General features: G+C 58.2%; 28 protein-coding genes. 9 read left to right on the forward strand and 19 right to left on the reverse strand.

Features of this window, described 5'->3' with window-relative positions:
• Window positions 1-169 precede the first annotated feature (169 nt).
• Window positions 170-937: a DUF418 domain-containing protein gene (locus ACN0TA_RS10400; protein ID WP_417582555.1), complete on the reverse strand. Its 768-nt coding sequence runs from the start codon at window positions 935-937 to the stop codon at window positions 170-172.
• Between ACN0TA_RS10400 and ACN0TA_RS10405 the strand changes: the two genes are divergently transcribed.
• Window positions 902-1,303, forward strand: coding sequence for a TetR family transcriptional regulator C-terminal domain-containing protein (locus ACN0TA_RS10405; protein WP_417582557.1), 402 nt, complete (start codon window positions 902-904; stop codon window positions 1,301-1,303). The genes ACN0TA_RS10400 and ACN0TA_RS10405 overlap by 36 nt on opposite strands.
• Here ACN0TA_RS10405 and ACN0TA_RS10410 read toward each other — a convergent pair.
• Window positions 1,276-2,223 carry a PhzF family phenazine biosynthesis protein gene (locus ACN0TA_RS10410; protein ID WP_417582559.1) on the reverse strand — a complete coding sequence of 316 codons (948 nt, stop codon included), beginning with the start codon at window positions 2,221-2,223 and terminating at the stop codon, window positions 1,276-1,278. The genes ACN0TA_RS10405 and ACN0TA_RS10410 overlap by 28 nt on opposite strands.
• A 126-nt stretch (window positions 2,224-2,349) precedes the next feature.
• Between ACN0TA_RS10410 and ACN0TA_RS10415 the strand changes: the two genes are divergently transcribed.
• The gene (locus ACN0TA_RS10415; RefSeq protein WP_417582561.1) at window positions 2,350-3,579 is read left to right on the forward strand and encodes an FAD-dependent oxidoreductase; all 1,230 of its coding nucleotides are present in this window, start codon (window positions 2,350-2,352) and stop codon (window positions 3,577-3,579) included.
• 185 nt (window positions 3,580-3,764) lie between these two features.
• On the opposite strand, the gene ilvC is transcribed toward ACN0TA_RS10415, so the two are convergent.
• Both ilvC and ACN0TA_RS10425 read right to left on the reverse strand, forming a co-directional pair.
• Window positions 3,765-4,784 (reverse strand): ketol-acid reductoisomerase, encoded by a 1,020-nt coding sequence (gene ilvC / locus ACN0TA_RS10420; RefSeq protein ID WP_417582563.1) that lies wholly within the window; start codon window positions 4,782-4,784, stop codon window positions 3,765-3,767.
• A 36-nt stretch (window positions 4,785-4,820) separates the two neighbouring features.
• Window positions 4,821-5,450, reverse strand: a complete 630-nt coding sequence (locus ACN0TA_RS10425; protein ID WP_417582565.1) for a TetR/AcrR family transcriptional regulator C-terminal domain-containing protein — start codon at window positions 5,448-5,450, stop codon at window positions 4,821-4,823.
• A gap of 198 nt (window positions 5,451-5,648) precedes the next feature.
• Between ACN0TA_RS10425 and ACN0TA_RS10430 the strand changes: the two genes are divergently transcribed.
• A complete protein-coding gene (locus tag ACN0TA_RS10430) occupies window positions 5,649-6,068 on the forward strand; it encodes a hypothetical protein (protein ID WP_417582567.1) in 420 nt (139 codons plus the stop codon).
• An 11-nt stretch (window positions 6,069-6,079) separates the two neighbouring features.
• Here ACN0TA_RS10430 and ACN0TA_RS10435 read toward each other — a convergent pair whose 3' ends face one another.
• The 6 genes from ACN0TA_RS10435 to ACN0TA_RS10460 all read right to left on the reverse strand — a co-directional run bounded on the left by ACN0TA_RS10435 (window position 6,080) and on the right by ACN0TA_RS10460 (window position 11,351).
• Window positions 6,080-6,601 (reverse strand): hypothetical protein, encoded by a 522-nt coding sequence (locus ACN0TA_RS10435; RefSeq protein WP_417582569.1) that lies wholly within the window; start codon window positions 6,599-6,601, stop codon window positions 6,080-6,082.
• 134 nt (window positions 6,602-6,735) lie between these two features.
• Window positions 6,736-7,344 (reverse strand): NADPH-dependent FMN reductase, encoded by a 609-nt coding sequence (locus ACN0TA_RS10440; RefSeq protein WP_417582571.1) that lies wholly within the window; start codon window positions 7,342-7,344, stop codon window positions 6,736-6,738.
• Between the two features lie 248 nt (window positions 7,345-7,592).
• Window positions 7,593-8,336 carry a pyridoxine 5'-phosphate synthase gene (locus ACN0TA_RS10445; RefSeq protein ID WP_417582573.1) on the reverse strand — a complete coding sequence of 248 codons (744 nt, stop codon included), beginning with the start codon at window positions 8,334-8,336 and terminating at the stop codon, window positions 7,593-7,595.
• Window positions 8,337-8,446: 110 nt separating this feature from the next.
• Window positions 8,447-9,001, reverse strand: a complete 555-nt coding sequence (gene ilvN, locus ACN0TA_RS10450) for an acetolactate synthase small subunit (RefSeq protein WP_417582575.1) — start codon at window positions 8,999-9,001, stop codon at window positions 8,447-8,449.
• Window positions 9,002-9,018: 17 nt separating this feature from the next.
• A complete protein-coding gene (locus tag ACN0TA_RS10455) occupies window positions 9,019-10,788 on the reverse strand; it encodes an acetolactate synthase 3 large subunit (RefSeq protein ID WP_417582577.1) in 1,770 nt (589 codons plus the stop codon).
• A gap of 293 nt (window positions 10,789-11,081) precedes the next feature.
• The gene (locus ACN0TA_RS10460) at window positions 11,082-11,351 is read right to left on the reverse strand and encodes a glycine zipper domain-containing protein (protein ID WP_417582579.1); all 270 of its coding nucleotides are present in this window, start codon (window positions 11,349-11,351) and stop codon (window positions 11,082-11,084) included.
• 315 nt (window positions 11,352-11,666) lie between these two features.
• Here ACN0TA_RS10460 and ACN0TA_RS10465 point away from each other — a divergent pair, with 315 nt between their 5' ends.
• Window positions 11,667-13,070 (forward strand): MATE family efflux transporter, encoded by a 1,404-nt coding sequence (locus ACN0TA_RS10465; protein ID WP_417582581.1) that lies wholly within the window; start codon window positions 11,667-11,669, stop codon window positions 13,068-13,070.
• Here ACN0TA_RS10465 and pncB read toward each other — a convergent pair.
• The 3 genes from pncB to ACN0TA_RS10480 are packed head-to-tail and all read right to left on the reverse strand — an operon-like array spanning window position 13,067 to window position 15,600.
• Window positions 13,067-14,380 (reverse strand): nicotinate phosphoribosyltransferase, encoded by a 1,314-nt coding sequence (gene pncB, locus ACN0TA_RS10470; protein ID WP_417582583.1) that lies wholly within the window; start codon window positions 14,378-14,380, stop codon window positions 13,067-13,069. The two genes, ACN0TA_RS10465 and pncB, sit on opposite strands and share 4 nt — an antisense overlap.
• Window positions 14,377-14,976: a bifunctional nicotinamidase/pyrazinamidase gene (gene pncA, locus ACN0TA_RS10475; protein ID WP_417582585.1), complete on the reverse strand. Its 600-nt coding sequence runs from the start codon at window positions 14,974-14,976 to the stop codon at window positions 14,377-14,379. The genes pncB and pncA overlap by 4 nt, the downstream gene beginning before the upstream one ends.
• A 54-nt stretch (window positions 14,977-15,030) precedes the next feature.
• The gene (locus ACN0TA_RS10480; protein ID WP_417582587.1) at window positions 15,031-15,600 is read right to left on the reverse strand and encodes a DJ-1/PfpI family protein; all 570 of its coding nucleotides are present in this window, start codon (window positions 15,598-15,600) and stop codon (window positions 15,031-15,033) included.
• Window positions 15,601-15,713: 113 nt separating this feature from the next.
• Here ACN0TA_RS10480 and ACN0TA_RS10485 point away from each other — a divergent pair, with 113 nt between their 5' ends.
• Both ACN0TA_RS10485 and ACN0TA_RS10490 read left to right on the forward strand, forming a co-directional pair.
• Window positions 15,714-16,190 carry a YbaK/EbsC family protein gene (locus ACN0TA_RS10485; RefSeq protein WP_417582589.1) on the forward strand — a complete coding sequence of 159 codons (477 nt, stop codon included), beginning with the start codon at window positions 15,714-15,716 and terminating at the stop codon, window positions 16,188-16,190.
• A 21-nt stretch (window positions 16,191-16,211) separates the two neighbouring features.
• Window positions 16,212-17,162: a calcium/sodium antiporter gene (locus tag ACN0TA_RS10490; protein ID WP_417582591.1), complete on the forward strand. Its 951-nt coding sequence runs from the start codon at window positions 16,212-16,214 to the stop codon at window positions 17,160-17,162.
• 252 nt (window positions 17,163-17,414) lie between these two features.
• Here the strand turns inward: ACN0TA_RS10490 and miaA are convergent, their stop codons facing one another.
• A complete protein-coding gene (miaA, locus tag ACN0TA_RS10495) occupies window positions 17,415-18,311 on the reverse strand; it encodes a tRNA (adenosine(37)-N6)-dimethylallyltransferase MiaA (RefSeq protein WP_417582593.1) in 897 nt (298 codons plus the stop codon).
• A 10-nt stretch (window positions 18,312-18,321) separates the two neighbouring features.
• On the opposite strand from miaA, the gene serB reads away from it, so the two are divergent.
• Genes serB through ACN0TA_RS10510 form a run of 3 tightly spaced genes read left to right on the forward strand, consistent with a single transcriptional unit; the run spans window position 18,322 to window position 20,190 of the window.
• Window positions 18,322-19,197: a phosphoserine phosphatase SerB gene (serB, locus tag ACN0TA_RS10500; protein ID WP_417582595.1), complete on the forward strand. Its 876-nt coding sequence runs from the start codon at window positions 18,322-18,324 to the stop codon at window positions 19,195-19,197.
• Window positions 19,194-19,733 (forward strand): GNAT family N-acetyltransferase, encoded by a 540-nt coding sequence (locus ACN0TA_RS10505; protein WP_417582597.1) that lies wholly within the window; start codon window positions 19,194-19,196, stop codon window positions 19,731-19,733. Before serB ends, ACN0TA_RS10505 begins: the two co-directional genes overlap by 4 nt.
• A gap of 58 nt (window positions 19,734-19,791) precedes the next feature.
• The gene (locus ACN0TA_RS10510; RefSeq protein WP_417582599.1) at window positions 19,792-20,190 is read left to right on the forward strand and encodes a GFA family protein; all 399 of its coding nucleotides are present in this window, start codon (window positions 19,792-19,794) and stop codon (window positions 20,188-20,190) included.
• Window positions 20,191-20,206: 16 nt separating this feature from the next.
• Here the strand turns inward: ACN0TA_RS10510 and ACN0TA_RS10515 are convergent, their stop codons facing one another.
• From ACN0TA_RS10515 to ACN0TA_RS10535, 5 genes are all read right to left on the reverse strand, one after another.
• Window positions 20,207-20,392: a DUF2065 domain-containing protein gene (locus ACN0TA_RS10515; RefSeq protein WP_417582601.1), complete on the reverse strand. Its 186-nt coding sequence runs from the start codon at window positions 20,390-20,392 to the stop codon at window positions 20,207-20,209.
• Window positions 20,393-20,460: 68 nt separating this feature from the next.
• The gene (gene hflC / locus ACN0TA_RS10520; protein WP_417582603.1) at window positions 20,461-21,609 is read right to left on the reverse strand and encodes a protease modulator HflC; all 1,149 of its coding nucleotides are present in this window, start codon (window positions 21,607-21,609) and stop codon (window positions 20,461-20,463) included.
• On the reverse strand, window positions 21,609-22,721 hold the full coding sequence (gene hflK, locus ACN0TA_RS10525) for an FtsH protease activity modulator HflK (RefSeq protein ID WP_417582605.1): 1,113 nt from the start codon (window positions 22,719-22,721) through the stop codon (window positions 21,609-21,611). The genes hflC and hflK overlap by 1 nt, the downstream gene beginning before the upstream one ends.
• A 165-nt stretch (window positions 22,722-22,886) precedes the next feature.
• Window positions 22,887-23,396 carry a dihydrofolate reductase gene (locus tag ACN0TA_RS10530; protein ID WP_417582607.1) on the reverse strand — a complete coding sequence of 170 codons (510 nt, stop codon included), beginning with the start codon at window positions 23,394-23,396 and terminating at the stop codon, window positions 22,887-22,889.
• Window positions 23,393-23,875 (reverse strand): GNAT family N-acetyltransferase, encoded by a 483-nt coding sequence (locus ACN0TA_RS10535; protein WP_417582609.1) that lies wholly within the window; start codon window positions 23,873-23,875, stop codon window positions 23,393-23,395. Before ACN0TA_RS10535 ends, ACN0TA_RS10530 begins: the two co-directional genes overlap by 4 nt.
• Window positions 23,876-23,975: the final 100 nt, after the last annotated feature.

The following is a 23,975-nucleotide window of genomic DNA, read 5'->3' on the forward strand; positions in this document are numbered from 1 at the left end:
GGCCTGCAAGGCTTTCTGCCTGCTGGCGGCTATGGCTACGGCGGCGCTTTTTCTCAAAGGACGCATCAAACTAGCAATTGGCCTGTAAATTGTTTCCACCGGGAAGATGCGTCAGATGTCTGCCCAAGGCAACCCTTTCGGGCAAAAAAAGCGTCACAAAGCCGCTCGATCAGCCCGCGACGCGGCGCATGAGCGCTTCCAGTGGCCCGCGCTGGGCCACCCTTTGCCACAAAGCCGCATAAATACAGGCCGCCGCGCAGAAGACCAGGGCCGCAATCGCGGCGCTTGTTGCAGACTGCCCACCGAGCAACCCGAGGCCTTCGAGCACCCCCATGCCGATAATGATATGGGCCAGGTAGAGCGTTAAACTTTGGCGCCCCGCTGCAACCAGGACGCCAGCCACGCCGCGCGTCCCGATCCTGTCTATGGTCCAGAGTCCCAACCCGACCAGCACGCAAGCCGCACCAACCCCGACGATCGTGAAAAGAGGACCGGGCGGTATAGGCAGCGTTGCAATCAGCGGCGCGAGCTCGGGATCGACAAGTCCTGTCAACGAACTGCTTATGACGCTGGTCCCGACAAGCACCATCGCACCGATGCCAGCCAACGACATCTGTACCCTGCCCGCGCCCAGCTCCATACGGCTCAAAATGATCCCGAACAGGAAAAATCCCAACCACGGAACAACCGGATGCCAGCCGTTGAAGATCAAATTGCGCACGAACCCCGCAGGGGTCCAGAAATCGTCATAGGTATAGTCCTGCCAGTTCCATCCCGTATCGTAGTTGAGGGTAAAAACCAGGACCAAAAAGCAGACATTGAGCAGCACGATGAGCGCAATGAGCACCCTCGTGTTTTGCGAAAGCAGGACGACGCCGAAAAGGAAATAAACGGCGTAATAGTGCAGGATGTCGGCAGGGAAGATCAGCGTGTTCAAAAGTCCCAGGACAAGGAGAAACATCGCCCGCTTGGCCACGATCGCCAGCGTATCGAAAACGCCCTGCTCACCCTCGAACTGACCGCGGAAGCCTTTCGCAATCCTTCGATCGCCGACCTGTTCAAGAGCAATCGCGCCGGTCTCACCGCCGCCGTGGCCAAAACCTTGGGCGACGGCAAGTCAGCGCCATTGCGAGCCGAAATGATTCTTGATCTCGTCGAAGGCTTGGCGCTGCGCGCAACGGCTGAAGAGCGCCGCCCAACAACTGCAGAACGCACCGCCCTGCACGAGTTTGCTAGAGTTGCAATCGGCCAGGCATTCCCCAGCGCGGAAAACGGTCAGTCGTCGAAATCTAAAACGCCCTGAGCCACCACCACGGCAGCGCCACCGATGCCCGAATGCCTGAGCTGACCGCCTTCGATGTTGAACTGCAGGTCGATCAGGCTTGGCCGCCCGATTTCCCGTCCCTGCCGAATAGCTATGGCATGGTGGCCATCGCCATACCCGCCATGCTCGGCCAACATGCCGATCAGGGCCGCAGCCGCCGATCCAGTAGCAGCATCCTCACCGGCCCCGTGAGAAACCTGAAACATGCGCGCCGCATAGTCGTTGGCGCGTTCATTGGGCGTCTTGGTGAAAACATAAACTGAGTTCCGCTCGCCCTTAAAGGTATCGGCCCATCCGCGACGCTCCAAAGCGATAGCTTCAAGCGCCCGCGTATCGCGCACTGGCACCAAATAGAAGGGTAGTCCGGCCGAATACTGCGCAGGTATCATGCCATCGCATCCGATATCGCTGTCTTGGAGGCCCAAACGCTTGGCAACACTGGCAATTTCGACAGCTTTGCCGGTTGCCGCGGGAAGCTGTGGCAGCGCAAATTTGGCTTCGCCTGTGCGCTTGTCGATCCGCTCCATGATGGCCGTCACATTGCCCACACCCAGTTCCAGCCGCACTGCGCTTTGCTTGTGTTGAAGGCCCAGCAGCACAGCCGCGCCGATTGTTGGATGACCGGCAAAAGGCAGCTCGCTTGTCGGTGTGAAAATCCGCAGCGCGGCAGTATGGCGTTCGCCCTTCGCCGCATTGACAAAAACCGTCTCGGAAAGATTGAACTCACGCGCTATCGCCTGCATGCGCGTGCTTGAAAGCTCATCGGCCTTGAGCACCACGGCCAAAGGATTTCCGCTCAAACGGTCGCGCGTAAAAACATCGAGAACGAAATAGGTCAGCTTCATCTTTCGGCCAGTCCTTGCAGCGTGGTCGGCGAAATCCAGATATGTGCGCAACACGCGCTATGCCTATCGTCGCAATCGTTACCACACGCATAACCGGTGATCCGGACAGGGACCACGCCCGTAATTTCTCCAGCGACATGTCGTCCCAGTTTTGGCACAATGGCTGATTGGAGAGGTCGCATGAAACGCGCGATGTGCCTCATTGCCGGAGGGGGCCCTGCCGGCATAATGCTGGGCCTGCTGCTGGCACGCGGTGGGGTAGAAACGATTGTGTGCGAAAAGCACGCCGACTTCTTGCGCGATTTCCGTGGCGACACCGTGCATGCCTCGACAATCCGACTACTCGACGAGCTTGGGCTCGGCGCCGAATTTTCTGAACTGCCGCAAAGCAGGCTGCAAAGCTTACGGCTGCCGACGCCTGATGGCGAGAGCATCGATTTTAGCGATTTTTCCGCCCTGGCCCCACCCTACAATTACATCGCCATGATCCCGCAATGGGATTTTCTGGAGTTTCTTGCAGGCCACGCTCGCCGCGAACCGACCTTTACCCTGTCGATGCAGACCGAAGTCACACAACTGCTCTGGCGGGACGGCCGGGTTATGGGCGCCATGGTCCGATCCGAAGACGGCGAAGAGCCGATCGAAGCCGACCTCGTCGTTGCCTGCGATGGCCGTAGCTCGATGCTGCGCGCCGAGGCCGAACTTACGCCCAGGGCTTTTGATGTTCCCTTCGATGTCTGGTGGTTCCGTCTGCCACGACATGCAGACGAACAGGCCGAACCTGCCAATCTTGTCCCCAGTTTTGCGGGTAGTGAAATCATGCTTTCAATAGCGCGCGAGGGGTTTTTCCAGATCGCAGTTTTCATACCCAAAGGCACCGACGCCGCGCGCCGCGCGCAAGGGGTCGAGCCGTTGCGCACTATGATTTCCAGGCTGCGGCCGGATTTCGCCGATCGCGTTAATACCCTTGAATCGATGGATCAAATCAAGACCCTTGACGTCAAACTCGACAGGCTCACGCGTTGGCACCGTCCCGGCTTTTTGTGCATCGGCGATGCCGCCCACGCCATGTCGCCAGCCGGCGGCGTTGGCATCAATCTCGCCATCCAGGATGCAGTTGCCGCCGCCCGCATCCTTCGCAACCCTCTGCGCGCGGGCATCGTGTCTGAAAATGACCTCGCGGCAGTACAACGCCGCCGCATGATGCCCACCCGGATAATCCAGGCCATGCAGCGTGTTCTCCATCGGGTCATTTTTCAGAAGGGATTTCAATCGGGTCGTGCCGGGCCACCACGCTTTTTATTGTTTCTTGCCCGGCATGTTCCGGGGTTCCGAAAACTTCCCGCCCACTTCGTCGCGTTTGGCCCCCGTCCCGAACACGCACCGGATTTTGCTAGACGTCCCCGCTGACGTCCTCACTACAGACCGAAAATTGCCCAGCTGGGGGTTGAAAACACCGGCGCGTCGTTTGGCCGGCCATCTTCGGCTCATGGTTCGGGCACCTGAAAACAAATGAAGCCCGATAGATACCAAAAAAAGCGCCGACCCGCGGATAGCGGACCGGCGCAAACTTTGTCGCAGAGAGCTGATAGGCCCTAGTTGCGAGCCTTGTCGACCAGCGCACCAGCCTTGATCCACGGCATCATGTCACGGAGCTTGGTACCAACCTCCTCGATCTGATGCGCGTCGTTGTTGCGGCGAATGCCTTTGAAGCGAGCCCCACCGGACTTATGTTCCTGCATCCACTCGGACGTGAACTTGCCCGATTGAATGTCGGCGAGAACGCGCTTCATTTCAGCCTTCGTTTCCGAGGTGATGATGCGCGGGCCGGTCACGTATTCGCCCCACTCTGCAGTGTTGGAGATCGAATAGTTCATGTTGGCGATGCCGCCCTGGTAGATCAGGTCGACGATCAGCTTCACTTCGTGCAGGCACTCGAAATAGGCCATTTCCGGCGCATAACCGGCTTCGACCAGCGTTTCAAATCCAGCGCGGATCAACTCTACGACGCCACCGCACAAAACGGCCTGCTCACCAAACAGATCGGTTTCGCACTCTTCCTTGAAGGTGGTTTCGATGATGCCAGAACGGCCACCGCCGACACCCGAAGCATAGGCCAAGCCGAGATCATGGGCATTTCCGGTCGCATCGTGATGGATGGCGATCAGGCACGGAACCCCGCCACCCTGCTCATATTCGCCACGCACAGTGTGGCCCGGCCCCTTGGGCGCAATCATCAGAACGTCGACGGTATCTTTGGGCTCGATCAGGCCGAAATGCACATTGAGACCGTGTGCGAACGCCAGCGCGGCGCCATCACGGATATTGGGCGCAATATCGTCGCGATAGATGTCGGCCTGCAGTTCATCGGGCGTCGCCATCATCATCATGTCGGCCCAGGCCGCAGCCTCGGCGACGCTCATGACCTTTAGGCCGTCGGCCTCCACCTTCTTGGCGGTCGCAGAACCCGGCCGCAGACCCACAGCGATGTCGGTAACGCCCGAATCCTTGAGGTTCAGCGCGTGCGCGCGGCCTTGGCTGCCATAGCCGATGATGGCGACCTTCTTGGCCTTCAAAAGATTGATATCGGCATCCCGATCGTAATAAACGCGCATTGGTCTCTCCCCATGTCGCTGGTCGTTGTTGATGTTTTACGCCCCGTAGAGCGTAAAGAACTGTTCGCGGGCCCGGCGTGCCTGGCCCGCAATCTTCTCTTCACTCGGCCGCCTTTGTTCACCGAGCAGCATGCGGATCTGGGTGTCTCTGACCACCAGACCGAAATATGTGCGAAACGCCTGATCGGCATCGTCGAAATCGAGAAGCCCTGCTTCCTTGCCTGCTTCGAGCAGTGGTTTGCAGCGCCGTGCCATACCGATAGGACCGTTTTCCAGGACGATAGCGCCCAGATTGCGCTTTTCCTGACCCGCGTGGGAAACCGCAAGACGGTTGAGTGCAACGGAAATGTCGCCGGTCAGAACCGTCAGCCAGTCGCGCCCGAATTTTTCCAGCGCAATGCCCAGCGTTCGCTTGTCCAGCGTTTCTCGATCGACAGGCACAACGCGCACTTTCGACGCCTGCCACTGGACCGTGGCCGTCAAAAGCCCGTCCCGATCTCCAAACCACTTGTAAAGCGTTTCCTTCGAGCAGCTTGCCCGGCGGGCCACCCCGGTCATGGTCAGCCCATCGCCGCCATCCACCAGCAGTCCCAGCGCCGCGTCCAGAACATCTTTCTGGCGGCCGGTGAGCGCATCGTCGCTTATGGTCAAAGTTGGCGGGGTCAAGCGTGACTCATTATGTGATATCGATTATCATCGCCGCAAAGCAGCGCTCGATTGGAGAAAAATCGCCCCTTCGAGCGAGGCGTACCGTACGGTACGGTTCGGTTGTTTTCAAGAGAGATTTTCCCCTTTTTGCCAACCACAGTTTGGGCCAATCTGCCATACAGACTGATGCACGTCCCAAGGCAAGGATTCACCCAAATGCATCGCCAGGTTCTTTCAGCCCTCGCCCTCGCTATAGCGCTGCTGTCGGCAGCGCCCGCCCTATCCCAGGAGGCTGAAGGCATGACGTCGGCGCCGATGATCGGAGCGTCCCTCACTGAAAAATTCTGGGTCGAGGCCGAAGAGGACGCAGGACTGCCCGGCGCCATGGTTCTGTTTCTGTCCGAGGGCACAATGCTCCAAGTTTCGTGCTGGGAAACCTATCGCCTGTCCAGTTGGAAGATGACCGGTGACGAATCGCTGAGCTGGGAAGAAGACGCAATGACCATCGAAGCAGACATCGTTGAACTCAACGAGGCAGAACTCGTGCTCGCATTGCACCTTGTTGGCGATGAGGTGGTGGAAAAACGCTACACTGTCTCCCCGGTCCCCTATCTTTGCCCGGACATGCCGCGCTGAAGCAATCGAAACTAGTTTGAAAAGTCGCAGATGTACTGCTGTGCACCGCCAAAAGTGCCGTAGACTGCGCTGGCGCCTACAAGATTGTCAGGATCCGCCTTCATAATGGCGTCCGAATGCCCTGCCAGTGGTGCAAATCCGCTATCGAGCCCTTCCTGACCGGCAGCGAAGATCACGCCAATCGACGAATAGCCATTGTCGATGCCCGCGATAACCGAGATCGCAGCAACATCATGCCCCATCCAAACGCCCTGCACTGGCACGCGGAGCTCCCGGTGGTCCTCGCGCACTGCAATCTGGGCCGATGAGAAGTATTTACCGGCATCGGCGGGTACGATAAGCGCACCATCGGCAACGATCTGCTCCCAGAATACGCCAAGATCACTCGATATCTGACACCCTTGGGTCAGTCCGGCAAGAAATCCATCCATCTGATAGCGTGTGGGTTCGTCCGGTCCCAAGCCCACGACCGAGAGTGTGGAGATTGCGGTTCCCATCAAAAAGTCGCCGGCAGTTTCAAACCAGTCCAACATCCCGTTCCCCTGTGTCGGATCGCTGCCAGTAGGATCTAGGCACCCTCCATGGCCAAATGGCGGCACCGCGGCCATCGACAAAAAAAAAAGGGCCGCCCGTTCGGGCAGCCCTCTTGTCGATAGTGCAACAATATCTATTCGGCGGCGATGGCTTCAACCTTACCGTCGCGCGCTGCCTTGGTTGCGTTGGTCCACCAGGCAAGATTTTCGAACATGTCGTTCAGGCTCGGGCCAACTGCGGGCTCGATGGCATCCATTGGCTCGTTCTTGCCGCCGCCCCACACTGTGAAGAACTCCGAACCGCCGATGTGAACACCGTGCCGAACGGGTACCATCTGCAGTTCAACGTTGATCAGGCGAAGCTGCTCGATGGCACGGGCTGCACCGACCGAACCATAACCGACATAGGCTGCCGGCTTCTTGGTCCATTCGACATAGGCCTGATCGAGTGCGTTCTTGAGCGCTGCGGTGATCGAGCGATTATATTCTGCCACCAGGAAGATGTAGCCATCGAATTCGCCGACTTTCTTCTGCCACGCAATAGCTTTCGGATCTTCGCTGGGCGCCCACATGTTGGAAGCCACTTCGTCAAAGAAGGGCAGATCGAAGTCGCGCAGGTCGACGAGTTCAACGTCAAACTCAGTGCGCTCCTGAGCCTTGGCCAGCAGCCACTGGGCCGGCTTGTCTGCAAAACGGCTTTCACGGGTCGAAGAAATGATGATTGCGATTTTAGGCTTGGACATGATGATTCCCTACACTTAGTTACGAACAGTAAGTAGGGCTGCATATGTGCCTTTTAGGTCGACACTCAAGTAGGCACACGCGTGTTCGCAAGGCATATTCTTTTTCCTAGCGATCTAGTCGACAATGTCAAGCCACTGAAAAACATATGAAAATAGGGAGAAATTCCATAATACTTTGATTGTTCGACGTTACCGAACAAACAAACAACCAAGCTGAAACGACAAAATGGCTGACCTGTTGGATTTGGCTAACGCCCCAGAGCTCCGATATATTTTCGGACAGCCTCGGCAAATCCGATCAACAGCGCATCGGCGGTGATGCCATGGCCAATCGAAACTTCGTCGACGAAAGGTACGATGCTCTGGAATGTGGGCAAATTGGCCAATGTGAGATCATGGCCGGCATTGATACCCAGACCGAGCGCATGCGCGGCATGGGCGGTTTCGGCGAGATCGGTCAGTGCAGAAACCGCAGCTTCGGAGTTATCAAAGCACGCCCCATAGGGACCGGTATAGAGTTCGATACGGTCAGCTCCCGCAGCCTTGGCTGCTTCGAGCGCCTCAGAGCTTGCGTCGGGGTCGCAGAACATAGCAATCCGCCGCTTCGGTGCTGAAAGTTGGCTCACGGCATCGGCAAGCAAATTCTGATGAGCAACAAAATCCCATCCATGATCTGACGTTGCCTGATCGGGCGCATCGGGCACCAGCGTAACCTGATGAGGGTTTGCCGCAGCTACCAGTTCGAGAAATTCCGATGTCGGATAGCCTTCGATATTGAATTCAGCCTGCGGGTATTCGCAGCGCAGCAGGTTGACAAGATCGAATACGTCAGAGCGCCGGATATGGCGCTCGTCGGGACGGGGATGCACAGTGATCCCCACGGCGCCGGCATCGAGAACGACGCGCGCGACTCCCGTAACGCTCGGCCAGGGCAAATCCCGGCGATTGCGCAGTTGCGCCACTGCATTGAGGTTGACGGAGAGTTTTGTCATGGCGGCAGTCTGAAAAAATAAGGGCCGTACGAAATGTACGGCCCTCGTCTATCGCGAAATGATCTTCAGGCAAACCTCAACTTTCAACCGAGAGCATGCCCACACGCAGCCTACATGCCTTCGGGGCCACGCGTGATCGCCACCAGGCCCGTGCGCACCACCTCAACAAGCCCAAGCGGGGCCATGAGCGTGATGAACTGATCGATCTTGCCCGGTTTGCCGGTGATCTCGAACACGAAGCTCTCGGTCGAAGCGTCGACAACCTGTGCTCTGAACGCATCGGCCAGCCGCAAGGTCTCAACTCGGTTCTCGCCTTTGCCGGACACCTTGAGCAGTGCCAGTTCGCGTTCCAGCGACCCGCCCTCGGCGGTCAGATCATGCACCTTGTGAACCGGCACAAGCCGCTCGAGCTGCAACTTGATCTGGGAGAGCACTTTCGGCGTCGCCACTGTCACAATGGTAATGCGGGAGCGATGTCTGTCATGTTCGGTCTCGCTGACGGTTAGCGAGTCGATATTGTATCCACGCGCCGAAAAAAGTCCGACCACGCGCGCGAGTACGCCTGGCTCGTTGTCGACAAGAACAGTAAGTGTGTGCCGCTCGGTGGCCTGCGTTTCGGCCGCAAGAAAGTAGGCAGACCCTGTAGGCTTCAGATGTGCGTTCATGATCGTTCCCCGGCGCTCTAAACGAGCTGCCGTCCCTTCTCATCGATGATGGAGCCGATATTGGCGGTATCAGACAGAATAATCTCGTTGTGGGCCTTGCCCGAGGGGATCATCGGCAGGCAATTTTCGTCCTTCTCGACAAGCACGTCAAAGAGCACCGGCCCATCGTAATCGAGCATTTCGGCAATTGCCGCATCGAGGTCGGCCGGAGTATCGCAGCGCACGCCTTTGGCGCCGTAAGCTTCAGCCAGCTTGACGAAATCGGGCAGCGATTCTGAATAGGAATGGGCGTAGCGCGATCCGTGCAGCAGATCCTGCCACTGACGCACCATCCCCATGCGCTCATTGTTGAGGATGAAGATTTTGACAGGCAGGCGATACTGCACTGCGGTCGAAATCTCCTGCATGGTCATCTGCACACTCGCCTCACCAGCGATGTCGATGACCAGTGCATCGGGATGTGCAACCTGCACGCCAACGGCGGCCGGCAAGCCATACCCCATCGTGCCAAGCCCGCCCGATGTCATCCAGCGGTTGGGCTTGTCGAAATGAAAGTGTTGCGCCGCCCACATCTGATGCTGGCCGACTTCGGTCGTTATGAAAACGTCCTTATCCTGCGCTTTGGACGCCGCATAGAGGCGCTCGATGGCGTATTGCGGTTTGATTGTGGTTTCGGAATTCTTGTAGCCGAGTGAATTGACCTCACGCCACATCTTGATCTGCGCCCACCACGGCGCGATTGCCTCGCTGCGCGGCTGGTTGGTCTTGCTGCGATAGATTCGGATCATTTCCGAAAGCACCCGCGCGCAATCGCCGATGATCGGGATATCGACATTGACCACCTTGTTGATCGACGAAGGATCGATATCGACATGGATCTTGCGGCTGCCAGGTGAGAATGCATCGATACGGCCCGTGATCCGGTCATCGAACCGCGCTCCGATATTGATCATGACATCGCAATCATGCATGGCCAGATTGGCCTCATAGGTTCCGTGCATGCCCAGCATGCCCAGCCATTGCGGGTTGGATGCAGGAAACGCGCCAAGCCCCATGAGCGTCGATGTCACCGGAAACCCGGTCAGCTCGGCCAACTCGCGCAACAGCTCGGAGGCATCCGGCCCCGCATTGATCACACCGCCCCCGGTATAAAATACCGGACGTTCGGCGCGCAGCATGAGATCGACAGCCGCCTCGATTGCAGCCAGATCCCCATCCATCTGCGGTTTGTAGCTCTGCTGACGCAGGCTTTCGACGTCGGGAGTGTAATAGTCGCCCAAAGCAAATTGAACGTCCTTGGGAATGTCGATGACAACAGGGCCCGGTCGTCCTGTTGTCGCAATCAGGAACGCCTCGTGCAGGATGCGCGGCAAATCCTCAACACGTTTGACGAGGTAGTTGTGTTTGGTGCAGCTGCGCGTAATGCCGACAGTATCGCATTCCTGAAATCCGTCAGTACCGATCAGATTGGTCGGCACCTGGGCCGTGATGCAGACCAGCGGGATTGAATCCATCAAGGCATCGGTCAGCCCTGTCACTGCATTGGTCGCTCCCGGCCCCGAAGTCACCAGAACGACGCCGCATTTCCCGGTCGAGCGGGCATAGCCTTCAGCCATGTGCGTTGCACCCTGCTCATGGCGAACCAGAATATGCTGTACCTTGTCCTGCTGAAATATTGCGTCATAGATCGGCAAAGCAGCGCCGCCAGGATAGCCGAAAATGTGCTCCACCCCGTTGTCGGTCAACGCCTTGATCACCATTTCCGCGCCGGTCATCTGTTCGGCCATTTCAGCCACTCCCTTACGTCCACTCGCCATCAAGCGATTTTAGATAATAAAAAAGGCCCCCGGAGGGACCTGTGTTCGGCGCATCGCATTTCGCACGAGGGTTAAGCCCTCATGTTGCGATGCGCCTGCGTACTACAAGAATAAGTGCCGTATTCACGGTAGAATCTCCAAAATTCGGCGCTATTGGTACCGCCGGGTACGGCTCCGGTCAAGCCAAAAACGATAGGGCCGGAATCAAAAAGAGCCCGCGCTGGGAAAGCGCAGGCTCTCTTGTGGATGCTTTGAACAGCGAATTAGCTGCGCGGGCAAGCGTCCTTGTAAAGCGTTCCGTCCGAAGCGCGGTAGTAGCACTGGTTGGGTTCGCCAGCCACCTGGCCGACCAATGCACCGGCGACACCGCCGACAACACCGCCAACAACAGCGCCCTGCACACTACCGGTGGTCACGCCACCGATGATTGCACCGGCACCAGCGCCGATCGCTGCGGTTTCCTGCGTACGGGTACAGGCCGAAATCGCCATAAGAGAAGTAAGGGCAACGCCGATAATAAATGCTTTTTTCATTTTCCAAGCCTCCTGCGACTTAACTCTAGAGTTCCCTCGCCTTTAATGCGGTTATCCGCTTTTGGTTCCGCAAGCGGGGCCCTTGGCCATACAATTTTCGACATGAAGCGAAGCTGAACGCTGTCGATAATTTCTTAACTTTCTCCATTTTGTGATTTTTTTCAAGTGGTTTAGCACGCCCGAGCCCACCACTTGTCTCATGAGCGGCAAATGGTTCCCGATCAGGAGCACTGACAAACCAGCGATTCGCGTGTATCGGGTTCAGTGGACCCTGCGCCATTAAGTGCGGGGTACGGCTTGGGAAGGCCAACGACTATGAATACGACCGACACTATGCGCACAGCGCCCGGCTGGGCTGCCGAGCTGCGCGCCACATTTCTGCTCGCCTGGCCGTTAGTTGTGGCCCAGGTGGCCCAGAACGCCCTGTTCACGACCGATGTCATCATGATGGGCTGGCTGGGGCCGGAATATTTGGCGGCGGGAACGCTCGCCACGTCATTTTTCACGCCTTTCCTCTTGCTGGGCGGCGGTATTGTTTCCGCAGTCGCGCCGCTTGCCGCTCAGGCTCTGGGCGCACGGCAGATCAAAAATGTTCGCCGCACGGTGCGTCAGGGTTTCTGGGCCGGCATTGTCGTCGCGACCCTGCTTTTCCCGCTGATCTGGCAGATTGAGCATATTCTGCTCGCCGCTGGTCAGGATCCCGAACTTGCGCTCATGGCGGCGCAATACATGCACATTGCCGTACTTGTGCTGTTCCCGGGACTGGGCCTGTTTGCCATTCGCTCATTCTTGTCGGCCCTGGGTTCAACACAGATCATCTTGTACGTAACCCTGGCTGGCGTCTTCGTGAACGCTGCCATCAACTATTGCCTGATCTTTGGCAATCTCGGCTTTCCACGCCTTGAGTTGCAGGGCGCTGCAATCGCAACAGTGCTGACCAACCTGATCATGTTCGGGCTGTTGCTTGCCTTTACGCTCATGCACCGCAAATACCGCCGCTTCCACATCCTCGTGCGGTTCTGGAAACCCGACTGGTTGCGGTTCCGGGAAATCTTCAGGATCGGCACGCCGATCGGCCTGACATTGATGGCTGAAGTGGGAATGTTTGCCGTTGCTGCCATTTTCATGGGCTGGCACGGCACCGATGCCCTCGCAGCTCATGCCGTGGCTTTGCAATGCGCTTCTTTTGCATTCATGGTCCCGCTCGGGCTTTCCATGGCTGCCACGGTCCGCGTCGGACTAGCATTCGGTGCAGGCAGCGATCGGGGCATCGCGCAAGCTGGTTGGGTTGCCTTGGCCATCGGCACAGGATTCATGGCCATCACATGCATATTGTTCCTGACGATCCCGCAGGTCTTTACCCGGCTGTTTCTCGATCCCGCAGATCCCGGAAACCTCGCCGCCCTTGGCATGGCAACAACGTTCCTCGCGGTAGCCGGTCTGTTCCAGCTCGTTGATGGCGCACAAGTGGTGGCCGTCCACGTCCTGCGCGGACTTAACGATACAAAGGTGCCCATGTTCATAGCGCTATTCGGCTATTGGTGCGTGGGCATGCCCATAGCCTGGTATCTTGGATCGCCTGACCGGCTTGCCGGTATCGGAATCTGGCTCGGCCTTGCCGCCGGCCTTGCCTTCTGTGCCGTCATCCTCACCGCCCGCTTCGCAATGCGCGACAGACTGGGCCTCATCGACAAGCGGCGCATGGTGGCAGCGGCCTAAACCACAACGGTGTGCTCAGCCATCTCCGTGTCGCCAAACACCCGCAGGTAGCGGGCGATCTCGTCGGGATCGCCCACAGCCTTGGCCGGATTGTCCGAAAGCTTCACCGCGGGACGCCCATTGGCGCTCGACACCTTTATAACCAGCGAAATCGGCTTGAGCTGAGGGGTATGCATTGGCGCCGTGCCGGCAAAATCATTTGTCAGATTGGTGCCCCAGCCAAAACTCATTCGAACCTTGCCGTCGAAATGCCTGTAGGCGGCGTCGATCGTTTCAATATCGAGCCCGTCCGAGAAGATCAGCAGCTTGTCTTTGGGATCGCGCCCATGGGCTTTCCACCAGGCGATGATTTTTTCACCGCCCTCGATGGCCGGCGCACTGTCGGGACGGAACCCGGTCCAGTCGGCAACCCAATCGGGCGCCTGATCAAGAAATGATGCTGTGCCGAATGCATCGGGTAAAACTATGAGCAGATTGCCGCCGTAATAGCTCTGCCAGTCCTTGAGCACCTGATATGGCGCTGCCTTGAGCGCATTGTCGCCTTCCGCCAGCGCGGCAGCGACCATCGGCAATTCATGGGCATTGGTTCCCAACGCCTCAAGATCTGTGTCCATGGCCAAAAGCACGTTCGACGTCCCAGTCAGCGCCTCCCCAAGTCCTTCCTTGAGCGCTTCCACGCACCAGCGCTGCCACAAAAATGAGTGCCGCCGCCGTGTTCCGAAATCGGAAATCTTGAGGTCGGGCAATTTCTTGAGCCGCTCGACCTTCTCCCAGGTTTTGGCCTTGGCCCGCGCATAAAGCACGTCGAGCGCGAACCGCCCCATCCCACGCATGGCCCTGCGCGAGCGCAGCTCGTTGAGGATCGCCAGAGCCGGGATTTCCCACATGGCCGTTTCGACCCATTTTCCAGGAAAATGCAACTCGAACTGCCCGTCACGTTGGCTCAGTTCGTACTCGGGCAGTTGGAAATCCTGAAGCCAGGCCAGAAACTCCGGCGAAAAGATCTGCTTGGTGCCGTAAAAGCTGTTACCCGCCAGCCAGATCATTTCCTTTTTCGTAAAACGCAAACTCCGCGCATGATCGAGCTGCTCGCGCAATTCGTCGATGTCGACTTCGTCGGCGAGCCGCACGCTTGTCGTGCGGTTGGTCAATGAGAACGTCGCATCGACGTCCCTGTACAGCCCCCAGATCATCTGCAGCATCAACAGCTTGTAGAAGTCCGTATCGAGCAGGGACCGAATGATCGGATCGAGCTTGAACGTATGGTTGAATACGCGCCGCGCTATGTCGGTCTTGGACGACGAGCTCAAATTACATCCACCGCTTTGGCCTTCATTTCACCGATCATGGTCTCCAGCGACCCCATCAAGTCGATCCCCCGGCATGCGTCCAGCAGCACGCGGGCAGAAAATCCCTGCCCCACCGCATCTATTGCGGAATACGCAACGCAAAAATCCGTCGCCAACCCAACGAAGGTCAGATCGTCCAGTCCCCGCTCGCGCAGATAGCCCGTGAGGCCGGTGGGAGTCTTGTGGTCGTTCTCGAAAAAGGCCGAATAGGAATCGATGGGCGTCCGAAAACCCTTGCGAATGATCAGCTCGGCCGGTGCGACGTTCAGCTCAGGGTGAAAATCGGCACCATGACTGCCCTGAATGCAATGGTCGGGCCACAAGCGCTGGCTGCCATACGGCATTTCGATATCGTCGAACGGCACCTTTCCCTGGTGTTGGGAAGCGAAGCTCGAATGATCGGCAGTGTGCCAGTCCTGCGTCAGAATGACATGATTGAACTGGCCCATCAGCTTGTTGACAATTGGCACCACACCATCGCCGCCATCAACTGCCAGCGCCCCTCCGGGACAAAAATCGTTTTGAACATCGATAACGATCAGTGCTTTTCCGGCCATGGGCGCCTCCCCAAATCAAAGTTTCGCGCACTACTGCAAGCCAGAAGCGCCGCGTCAACTCCTCATGGGCCGATGTTCCTGCGAGAGCATGGTCATGATGACACCCGCGGCATCGCGCTCGAGCCCGGCGGCATAGAGCACTTCCAGGGCAAAGCTCGCTGGCGCGGGAGCCGGCGCCGTAATGATCCGCCCATCTCGCACAGCCTGCGGCTGATCGCGATAATTGACGCCGCCGGAATAATTCTTGGCTGCTTGCAGATAGTCAGCGCCATTCGAAGTGTGAGCAACATCGTTCAAGAGCCCTGCGCGCGCCAAAGCCAATGTCCCGCCGCAGATTCCTGCAATCACGCAACCATTGTCATGGGCCTGTTTCAGGCGGTCTTCGACTTCGGGAGGAGAATCGCTCTCGAAGGCTGGCCCTCCACACACAACCACGACTCCATCTTCAGGCGCCACGAACGGATCGAGTGCAGCAAGTTTCAGCCCCGAGAGCGCATTGACAGGACCGCCACCGGGCGCGACGAACCTTATATCCGCTCCGTAAAATGCTCTGCCCGTTCCGGCGAGCAGGCCGATTTCCCAATCCGAATAGCCTTCTGTCAGCACTATGGTGATTGCAAGCATGTCGTTGTCCTTTCAGGCGACAGTGTTTGCCCAATCGTTCGCACGGTGCGATGACAGAAGATGTCAGCAAGACCCTCTTGACGTTCATCAAACGATCAGGCTCCTCTCCTCCCATGATCGAACTCCGTCAATCCGAACTCCGCGTCGTCGCCGATCTTGCCAGCCATGATCTGCCCAATTCCATTGTCGTGCTCGACGAATTGGCAACGACAGCGCCAATGGCTGCGCAGGCCATCGGCATCGACGTCGGCCGTATCGTCAAATCCCTGATCTTTGTGGGCCAGGAGTCAGGGGCGCCGATCATGATCCTTGTTTCGGGCGCCAACCGGGTTCATGAAAAACGAGCCGGACACCAGATCGGGCAGAAACTGGGCCGCGCCGATGCTGATCTTGTGCGCGAAACCACAGGTTTTGCCATCGGCGGCGTTTCGCCACTTGGCCACCTCAAATCCATCCCCATTTATATGGACGAGGATTTGTTTGCGTTCGAAACCGTCTGGGCCGCTGCCGGCAATGCGCGCTCGGTATTTGAAATCACGCCCGACGATCTCGCACGCGTCACCGACGCAACCCGTATCACAGTCACCTGAATTTTTCTGGGAGCCTGCCACATGGTCTATCTCTTGCTCGTCGTGGGCCTGATCCTTTTGGTGGCTGGCGGCGAAGGGTTCGTACGCGGGTCGGTAGCCATTGCCGAAAAACTCGGCATGTCGCCGCTGCTGATCGGGCTGACCCTCGTTGGGTTCGGCACGTCGCTGCCGGAACTGGTGACCTCGGTTCAAGCTGCTCTGGACGGCGCGCCTGGTATCTCGGTTGGCAATGTAATGGGCTCCAACATCGCCAATATTCTGCTCATTTTGGGCATAACGGCGATGATCTACCCAATTGCAGTGGACAAGGCAGTTCTCCGGCGCGATGGCTCGGTTCTAGTATTCGCTTCGCTTGCAGCCCTGGCAATTGTCGTCATCGGTTCGCTGGGCCGCGTCGCTGGGCTGATCCTGGTCGCCCTGTTGATCACCTATCTGACCTATTCCTATTTCGCCGACCGCAAGGCTCAGGCGAGCGCCAATGTAAGGGCCGAGGTCGAAGCGACAGGCGGCAAGCAATCGGTCCTCGTCTCGACCCTATTTGTTATCGGCGGTCTTGCACTCACAGTTCTCGGTGCGCGCCTACTGGTTTCGAGCGCCGTCGAGATCGCCACGGCACTCGGCGTTTCGGAAACCATCATCGGCCTCACCGTCGTAGCCATCGGCACATCGCTGCCCGAATTGGTTACCTCGGTCATCGCCGCCGTTCGCCGCCATACCGATCTGGCGTTGGGCAATATCATCGGCTCCAACATCTTCAACATCTTCTCGATCCTGGGTATTACCGCCCTCATCCAGCCTATACCCGTGCCTGAAGAAATCATCCGCCTCGACATATGGGTTATGCTCGGCGCCACAGCATTGCTTCTCGCCTTCTCCTATACCCAACGCCAGATTGTCCGCTGGGAAGGCGGCGTCCTTCTGGCCCTGTACCTGGGCTATATCGGCTGGCTCGGTCTGGGCGCGCTGGGTTAGAGCGCCCCGCGCAGTTCCCCTGCTCCAGTCCAGTGGAGAGCCTTCCATCCCGCGTGCAGCGCCGCTTGAACATTCACTTCCGTGACATCGACAAGCGCAATTTCATCGGGTCGGAAGCCACTTTGCTCTGCTGCAGCGAGAAAAATGTGGCGTCAGGCTTTCTCGCCCCGATCCGAGCAGAGCAGACAACCCCGTCGACATCGGGCATTAGACAATGCGTCATTTGATCTGCCACTCACAAAGACCACCAGTCTAGTGTGCAAAAGGATCGATAAAGGTCCAGTCACTGAATCGGTTCCGGTACCAAGTCGACTGCCTCTTGGCATATTGGCGCGTGGCGTTCACCGACCTTTCGACTGCAGCTTCGGAGCTGATTTTCCCGTCAATCATGGCCGCAATATCGCCGACACCGATTGCCTTCATGGCCGGCAATGAGGGGTCCAGGTCGCGAGCAAGCAGCGCCTCGACTTCCTCGACAGCCCCCACCTGCATCATTGCTTCAAACCGCTTGGCAATCCGCGCCCGTATCACTGAACGCTCGGGCATCAGGACAATTCGCTCCAGCGTGTAACCACCGAGCAATCCGGGTCCGTTGTTGTCCTGAAACGCGCTTAAAGTCTTCCCTGTGGCCATCAGCACAGATATGGCCCTCACCACCCGTTGTGGATCAGCGACATTGAGCCGCCCTGCGGTTACAGGGTCTTTCTCAGCCAGCAATGCCTTGCGCCCGGCCGCGTCCAGATCTTGAATCAATGTCTCAGCTTGAGCCACAAAACTCGGATCGATAGCCGGAACTTCAGCGAATCCATTTATCAACGCATCGAAATAAAGCCCTGTTCCGCCAACGAAAATAAGTTCCTGATTCTCTGCCTCAGCATCTTGAATCTGTTTACGAGCATCTTCGAGCCACGCTCCGGTGGAGTAACGCACTGAGGGATCGATATGCCCGAACATTTCATGGGGCGCCTGGACAAGCTCCTCTGCATCGGGCCGCGCCGTCAGCCTGTCGAGCACACCATAAACCTGCATGGAATCGGTATTGACGATCCGCGCCCCGGTTTCGCGCGCCCGTGCGATAGCCAACGCCGTCTTGCCGCTGGCAGTCGGACCGGCTATCAAAACCGCACGCTTTCCCACCTCACTTGCCATGGTCGTCTATATGTCCGTCCTCGTTCTGCTCGCCAACCCCAATGAGCCGGTTCTGTCCAGCGCCCTGGTCGAGAGGGTCCAACGTGAAACCCATGGCGAAATCAACTGGCTCGCGCAAGGCATAGCCTGTGAGATCATTTCGCCCAAGGCGCCCGATCCCGTCGCGATTGCCCGTGACGTCATCGACAACCAGCCTATCGACGCGGCCCTTGTGGCACTCGCCAACCGCCGCAAGCAACTGCTGATCGCCGACATGGACTCCACCATGATCGAGCAGGAATGTATCGATGAACTTGCAGACGCTCTGGGGCTGAAGTCCCAAGTTGCCGAAATCACCGAGCGTGCCATGCGCGGCGAACTCGATTTCGAGGCAGCCCTCGATACACGCGTCGCACTGCTCAAGGGCCTCGAACGGAAATTGGTCGAAGATGTCCGCCGCGAGCGCATAACCCTTGCTCCTGGCGGCCGCGCCCTGATCCAGACGATGAACGCTTATGGTGCCTATACGGCACTCGTCTCGGGCGGTTTTACGCTGTTTGCTGATTATTTCGCCAAGCGCATCGGCTTTGACGAAGCTGTCGCCAACGTGCTCCATTTCGATGCCGAAGACCGCCTGACAGGTACTGTCGAAAAGCCCATCGTCGACAAGACCACAAAGCGCAATCGCCTCATGGCGCTGGCGGCGGAAAAGGGGCTGAGTCTCGCCCAGACAATGGCGGTCGGTGATGGCGCAAATGATCTCGACATGCTCCAGGCTGCCGGCCTCGGGGTCGCCATTCATGCCAAGCCCATAGTTTCCGAACAGGCATCGGTCCGCATCGACCATGCAGATCTGACAGCCCTTCTTTATCTCCAGGGCTATTCGGACGACGATGTCGTTCGATGATACTGGAGACCGAGCGCTTGATCCTGCGTCCCTGGCAGGACGCAGACCGTGCCCCCTTCGCGGCCATTGTGGGCGATCCGCATGTCATGCGGTTCTATCCCAATACGCGTGATCGAGCTGCTGCCGACCAATGGATCGACAAGATGATTGCCGGGCTCGATGCAGGCACATCGGCTTTTCTTGCTGCCGAGCACAAATCGGATGGGCAATTGGTTGGCATGATCGGCACCGCCCGGATCGATATGGAGTTGCGCGGCAATCCGCGCGAGGAAATCGGATGGGTGCTCGGCAGTCGATATTGGGGGCGGGGCTATGCGCCCGAAGGCGCCCGCGCCCACATTGATCGAGCCTGGCGCCGCGGGCTGCCCGAGCTTGTCGCTTTCACCTCCGTACTCAACACGCCCTCGCAGCGCGTCATGGAAAAAATCGGCATGTCGCGCGATCAAGAGGGCGACTTCCTCCACCCGCGTGTCGCCGAGGACCACCCTCTGCGCCCGCACGTTCTCTACCGGATTGCCAACCCGGCACGCTCCTGACACATCCTGACTTTGCGCCTCGATAGTGTGTTTCCATCGTCAAACGAGGAGATCGCTAATGACTATTTCGGCAAGCTGCCACTGTGGCGCCACACGGTTCGAGATCGACTTCACCCCCGAAACGGCAACGCGCTGCAATTGCAGCTTTTGCATGAAGAAGGGTGCGCTATGGGCCTATTGTAATCCCGACAAGTTTCGCCTGAACACGCCCATTCGAAATGCCGCGCAATACTCTCCGAGCACGCCCGAAAACAGGCATTATTTCTGTCCCACCTGTGGCTGTGCGACGTTTTCAGATAATCCCGACTATTCGGTCTTTGCCCAAGGCGTCTCTGATGCGGCTCAGGCGGCATTCGATCCTTCAAAACGTCAGATATCGATCAATCTCTGGGTTCTTGACGATTTCGATGTTGAGGCTATGCCCATCGAGCATGTCGACGGTCGCACTCAGTGGTAGCGGGCCGAGCGCTCGCTTAAAGTCGCACCACCGCCAACAGCACCAACCCCACCCCCGCCATACCCAGAGCTGCCAGCCGTAAATGCTGGCTGGGCAGCGCCAGAAGCTGCACAATCATGCGTTTCATCTGATCTGGAAACGCCGCGTAGAGCAGCCCTTCGATGACAATGGCCAATCCAAGCGCGGCAAAAAGGTCGTTCATCAAAAAGCCTCCCCAAAGCAAAAGAGGCGCACCCTTGGGCGCGCCTCGATCCGTTTACAACCAAACCCTTACTGGGCCGGGGCTGTCTCTTCCAGCGCAGGCTCGGCATCTGCGGCCGGAGCAGGATCAACCGGAGCTGCGTCCTGCTCGGCATTGTCGCTGCCCAGGTTCTCGGTCTCAAGCAATTGCTCAAGATCGTTGATCTCCTGCTCCAGATCGACACCTTCACCGGAAACCAGCGAGTCCGTTGCCAGAAGATCGTCGATCTCCGTGGAGTCGATGGGCTCCTCTGTCGGTCCTTCAACCCCGATATCGATCGGTGTCGCTGTCGGCGCCGGGAAGTCGGGCAATGTGCCCCCCGAACCGAAATAGTTGAAGAATGCAGAATCCGGCGAGAGAACCATCGTGGTGTTCCCGTCGTTCAGCGCCGTGCGGTAGGCCTCCATCGAGCGATAGAACTCGAAGAAGGACTGATCTTGGGAATAGGCCTCGGCGAACAGACGGTTCTGTTCGGCGTCACCCTCGCCTCGAATAATCTCCGAGTCACGGTTGGCTGCCGAAACCACCTCGACCGCCTGACGGTCGGCGATGGCGCGCAGGATCTGAGCCTGTTCCTGACCACGCGCGCGGATCAGCGCGGCTTCAGCATTACGCTCGGCCTGCATCCGCTCATAGGTCTGCTGGGACACTTCAGGCGTCAGGTCGGTGACCAAAACGCGCACATCCACAACTTCGATACCCAGTTCGGTCATGTCGGTTGCCACCAGATCACTGGCTTCGCGCATCATTTCCGAACGCTGTTCGGACAGAGCGGCATCGAACTCACGCAGACCGTACACGGCTCGCAGAGCCGATTCCAGACGGGTCGCGATACGCTGTTCGGCAAGCTGAAGGCTGCCAAGCACCGTCTGGCGGAACCGGATGGGATCAACGATACGATAGGTGATGAAGGCATCGACGATGTAGAACTGACCACCCGAAACCTGCAGGCGGATACGTTCGAGATCGTAACGCAGCAGGCGCTTGTCGATGTACTGAACAGTTTCCACGAAATCGGTCGGGACCTTGAAGTAGATACCCGGTTCCTGGATTTCGCGTGTGATTTCACCGAAGCGCATCACGATGGCCTGTTCACGCTCATTGACGATGAACAGGGACGAGAACAGCACGTAGGCGGCGATGACCAGTGCGACGATTGCTATAACGAGTCGGTTCATTACTGGTTACCTCCGTTCTGGAGGGTGGGTCCGGTGCTTCGCAGCTCGGGCAGCGGCAGATAAGGAATGACTCCCGAACCCTGCCCGCCTTCCAGCAGCACCTTCTCGGTTCCGCCCAGTACGTCTTCCATGGTTTCAAGGAAGATGCGCTGACGGGTCACCTCTGGCGCGTTGCGGTATTCGTTGTAAACGGCAACGAAACGCGCGGCCTGACCTTCAGCTTCATTCACAACCCGATCGCGATAGGCGGCGGCGTCTTCGCGGATTGCCGCAGCTTGACCGCGCGCACTACCAAGAAGGGTGTTGGCATATTGCCGGGCTTCTTCCTGGAAGCGGTCTTCGTCCTGCAACGCGCGCTGCACTTCGTCGAACGCATCGGCCACTTCAGCTGGCGGTGCCACGTTTTCGATCGAGATATTGGAGATCGTCACGCCGACGCCATAACTGTCGAGGATCGTCTGGGTGATCTGCTGCACTTCGAGCGCGATGCCGGTACGGTCATCACGGAACACGTCCTGCGCTGTGCGACGGCCAACGACTTCACGCATGGCGCTTTCAGCGGCTTGGCGCACCATTTCGTCTGGATCGCGCACTTCAAACAGGTAGAGCCGCGGATCGGCAATGCGCCACAGAATCGAAAAACTCATGTTGACGATGTTCTGATCGCCCGAAAGCATCAGGCCGTCGTCGCGCGCGTTGGCGCCACCAGATCCCACGCGGGTCTGGTTTTCCGTTGTCGACGCGCGTTCGACGCGCTCGACCGGCCACCAATGGAAGTGAAGCCCCGGATTGGAAAACTCGTCCTTGGGCTGGCCGAACAAGAGTTCGACGCCGACCTCGTTGGGCGCGACGGTATAGATTGCCTGGCTGCCCCAGAAAACCAGAGCAGCAGCGACGACGCCAACCACCAGCCAGCGACCGCCACCCGGAATATTGGCACCACCCCCACCGAACTGCTGCCGGCCGCGTGCCAGAATGTCCTCGAGGTTGGGTGTGTTGTTGCCCCCGCTGGGACGCCGTGGTCCATTACCACCGCCTCCTCCGCCCGGCGCCTGGCCCCATGGACCACCGCTGCGGCTTCGGCGACCGCCCCTATTGTCTTCCCACGGCATTTCGTCCCTTTCGGTTTGTCGTGAAAGTGCTTTTGCTTATTGCTGTTTTATATAGGGAAGGCTGGCCGCCCGATCAATGGAAACCGGGTGCGGCACTAAGCACTTGGGCCAATGGTAAACGCGATTTTGACCGCGCCGTGATCCCCAGCCGGTGCCAAGCGCGTTTCAGCGCCTCTCATAAACCTTCACTGTAAACCCGACACTGTCTTTTTCACCTGGCTCAATATCGGGCAATTCCGCCCCGCTCCAAATCGCCGGATCGATCTCGGGAAAAAACGTATCGCCACGCGGCGCAGCGTCGACATGGGTAATATAGAGCTTTTGCGCCATATCCATTGCGGCAGCATAGATCTGCCCTCCGCCATTGATGAAAATCTCGTCCACCCCATCGCGCTCGGCAATCTCGCGTCCCCGCGCAACCGCCGCGCCAAGATCGGCGAACACTTCAACGCCGTCGTGTGCGAAATTGGCGTTACGCGTAACAACGATATTGGTACGCCCCGGCAGTGGCCTGCCGATGCTCTCGAACGTTTTGCGCCCCATGATCAAAGGCTTGCCCATAGTCGTGCGCTTGTAAAACGCGAAATCTGTCGGCAGCCGCCAGGGCAGGTCGCCTTCAGCCCCGATCGCTCCATTGCGTCCAACAGCAGCGATCATTGCAATCACCACGCTCATGCCTTGCCAGCCAATTCTGTCAGTTCAACACCACTCACCCGGCACACCGTCCACTCATCCTGCATGACTGCGCCCTGAGATTTGTAGAACGCAATCGAAGGCTCGTTCCAGTCGAGCACCCACCATTCGAACCGCCCCAGCCCTTCGTCGACGCAACGGCGGGCCAAAGCGGCCAGCAGCGCCTTGCCGATCCCCATGCCGCGGGCCTCTGGCTCGACAAACAGATCTTCGAGCCAGATACCGTGCTTTCCCTGAAATGTTGAAAACGTATAGAACCACAACGCAAAGCCCAATGGTTTGCCGTCCACCTCGGCGATATCACAAAACACCTTGGGATTATCCCCGAACAGGCTCGCAGCCAGCTGCTCCGGCGTCGTTTCGACTTCATGGCTCAGCTTTTCGTAGGCAGCGAGCTTGGTCACGAATCCATGGATCAACTCTGCGTCCGCCACTGCGGCCTTGCGAATATTTAGTCCCATGAGCCTATTCTCAATTATCGAGACGCTCACTTGCCGCGATTCCAGACCGCCCGGCAACCTGAGCCCCTCGCTCCATGCTTGACATAGTTTGGGCTGCAGG

It is taken from the genome of Pelagibacterium sp. (assembly GCF_048264985.1).
Lineage (GTDB): Bacteria > Pseudomonadota > Alphaproteobacteria > Rhizobiales > Devosiaceae > Pelagibacterium.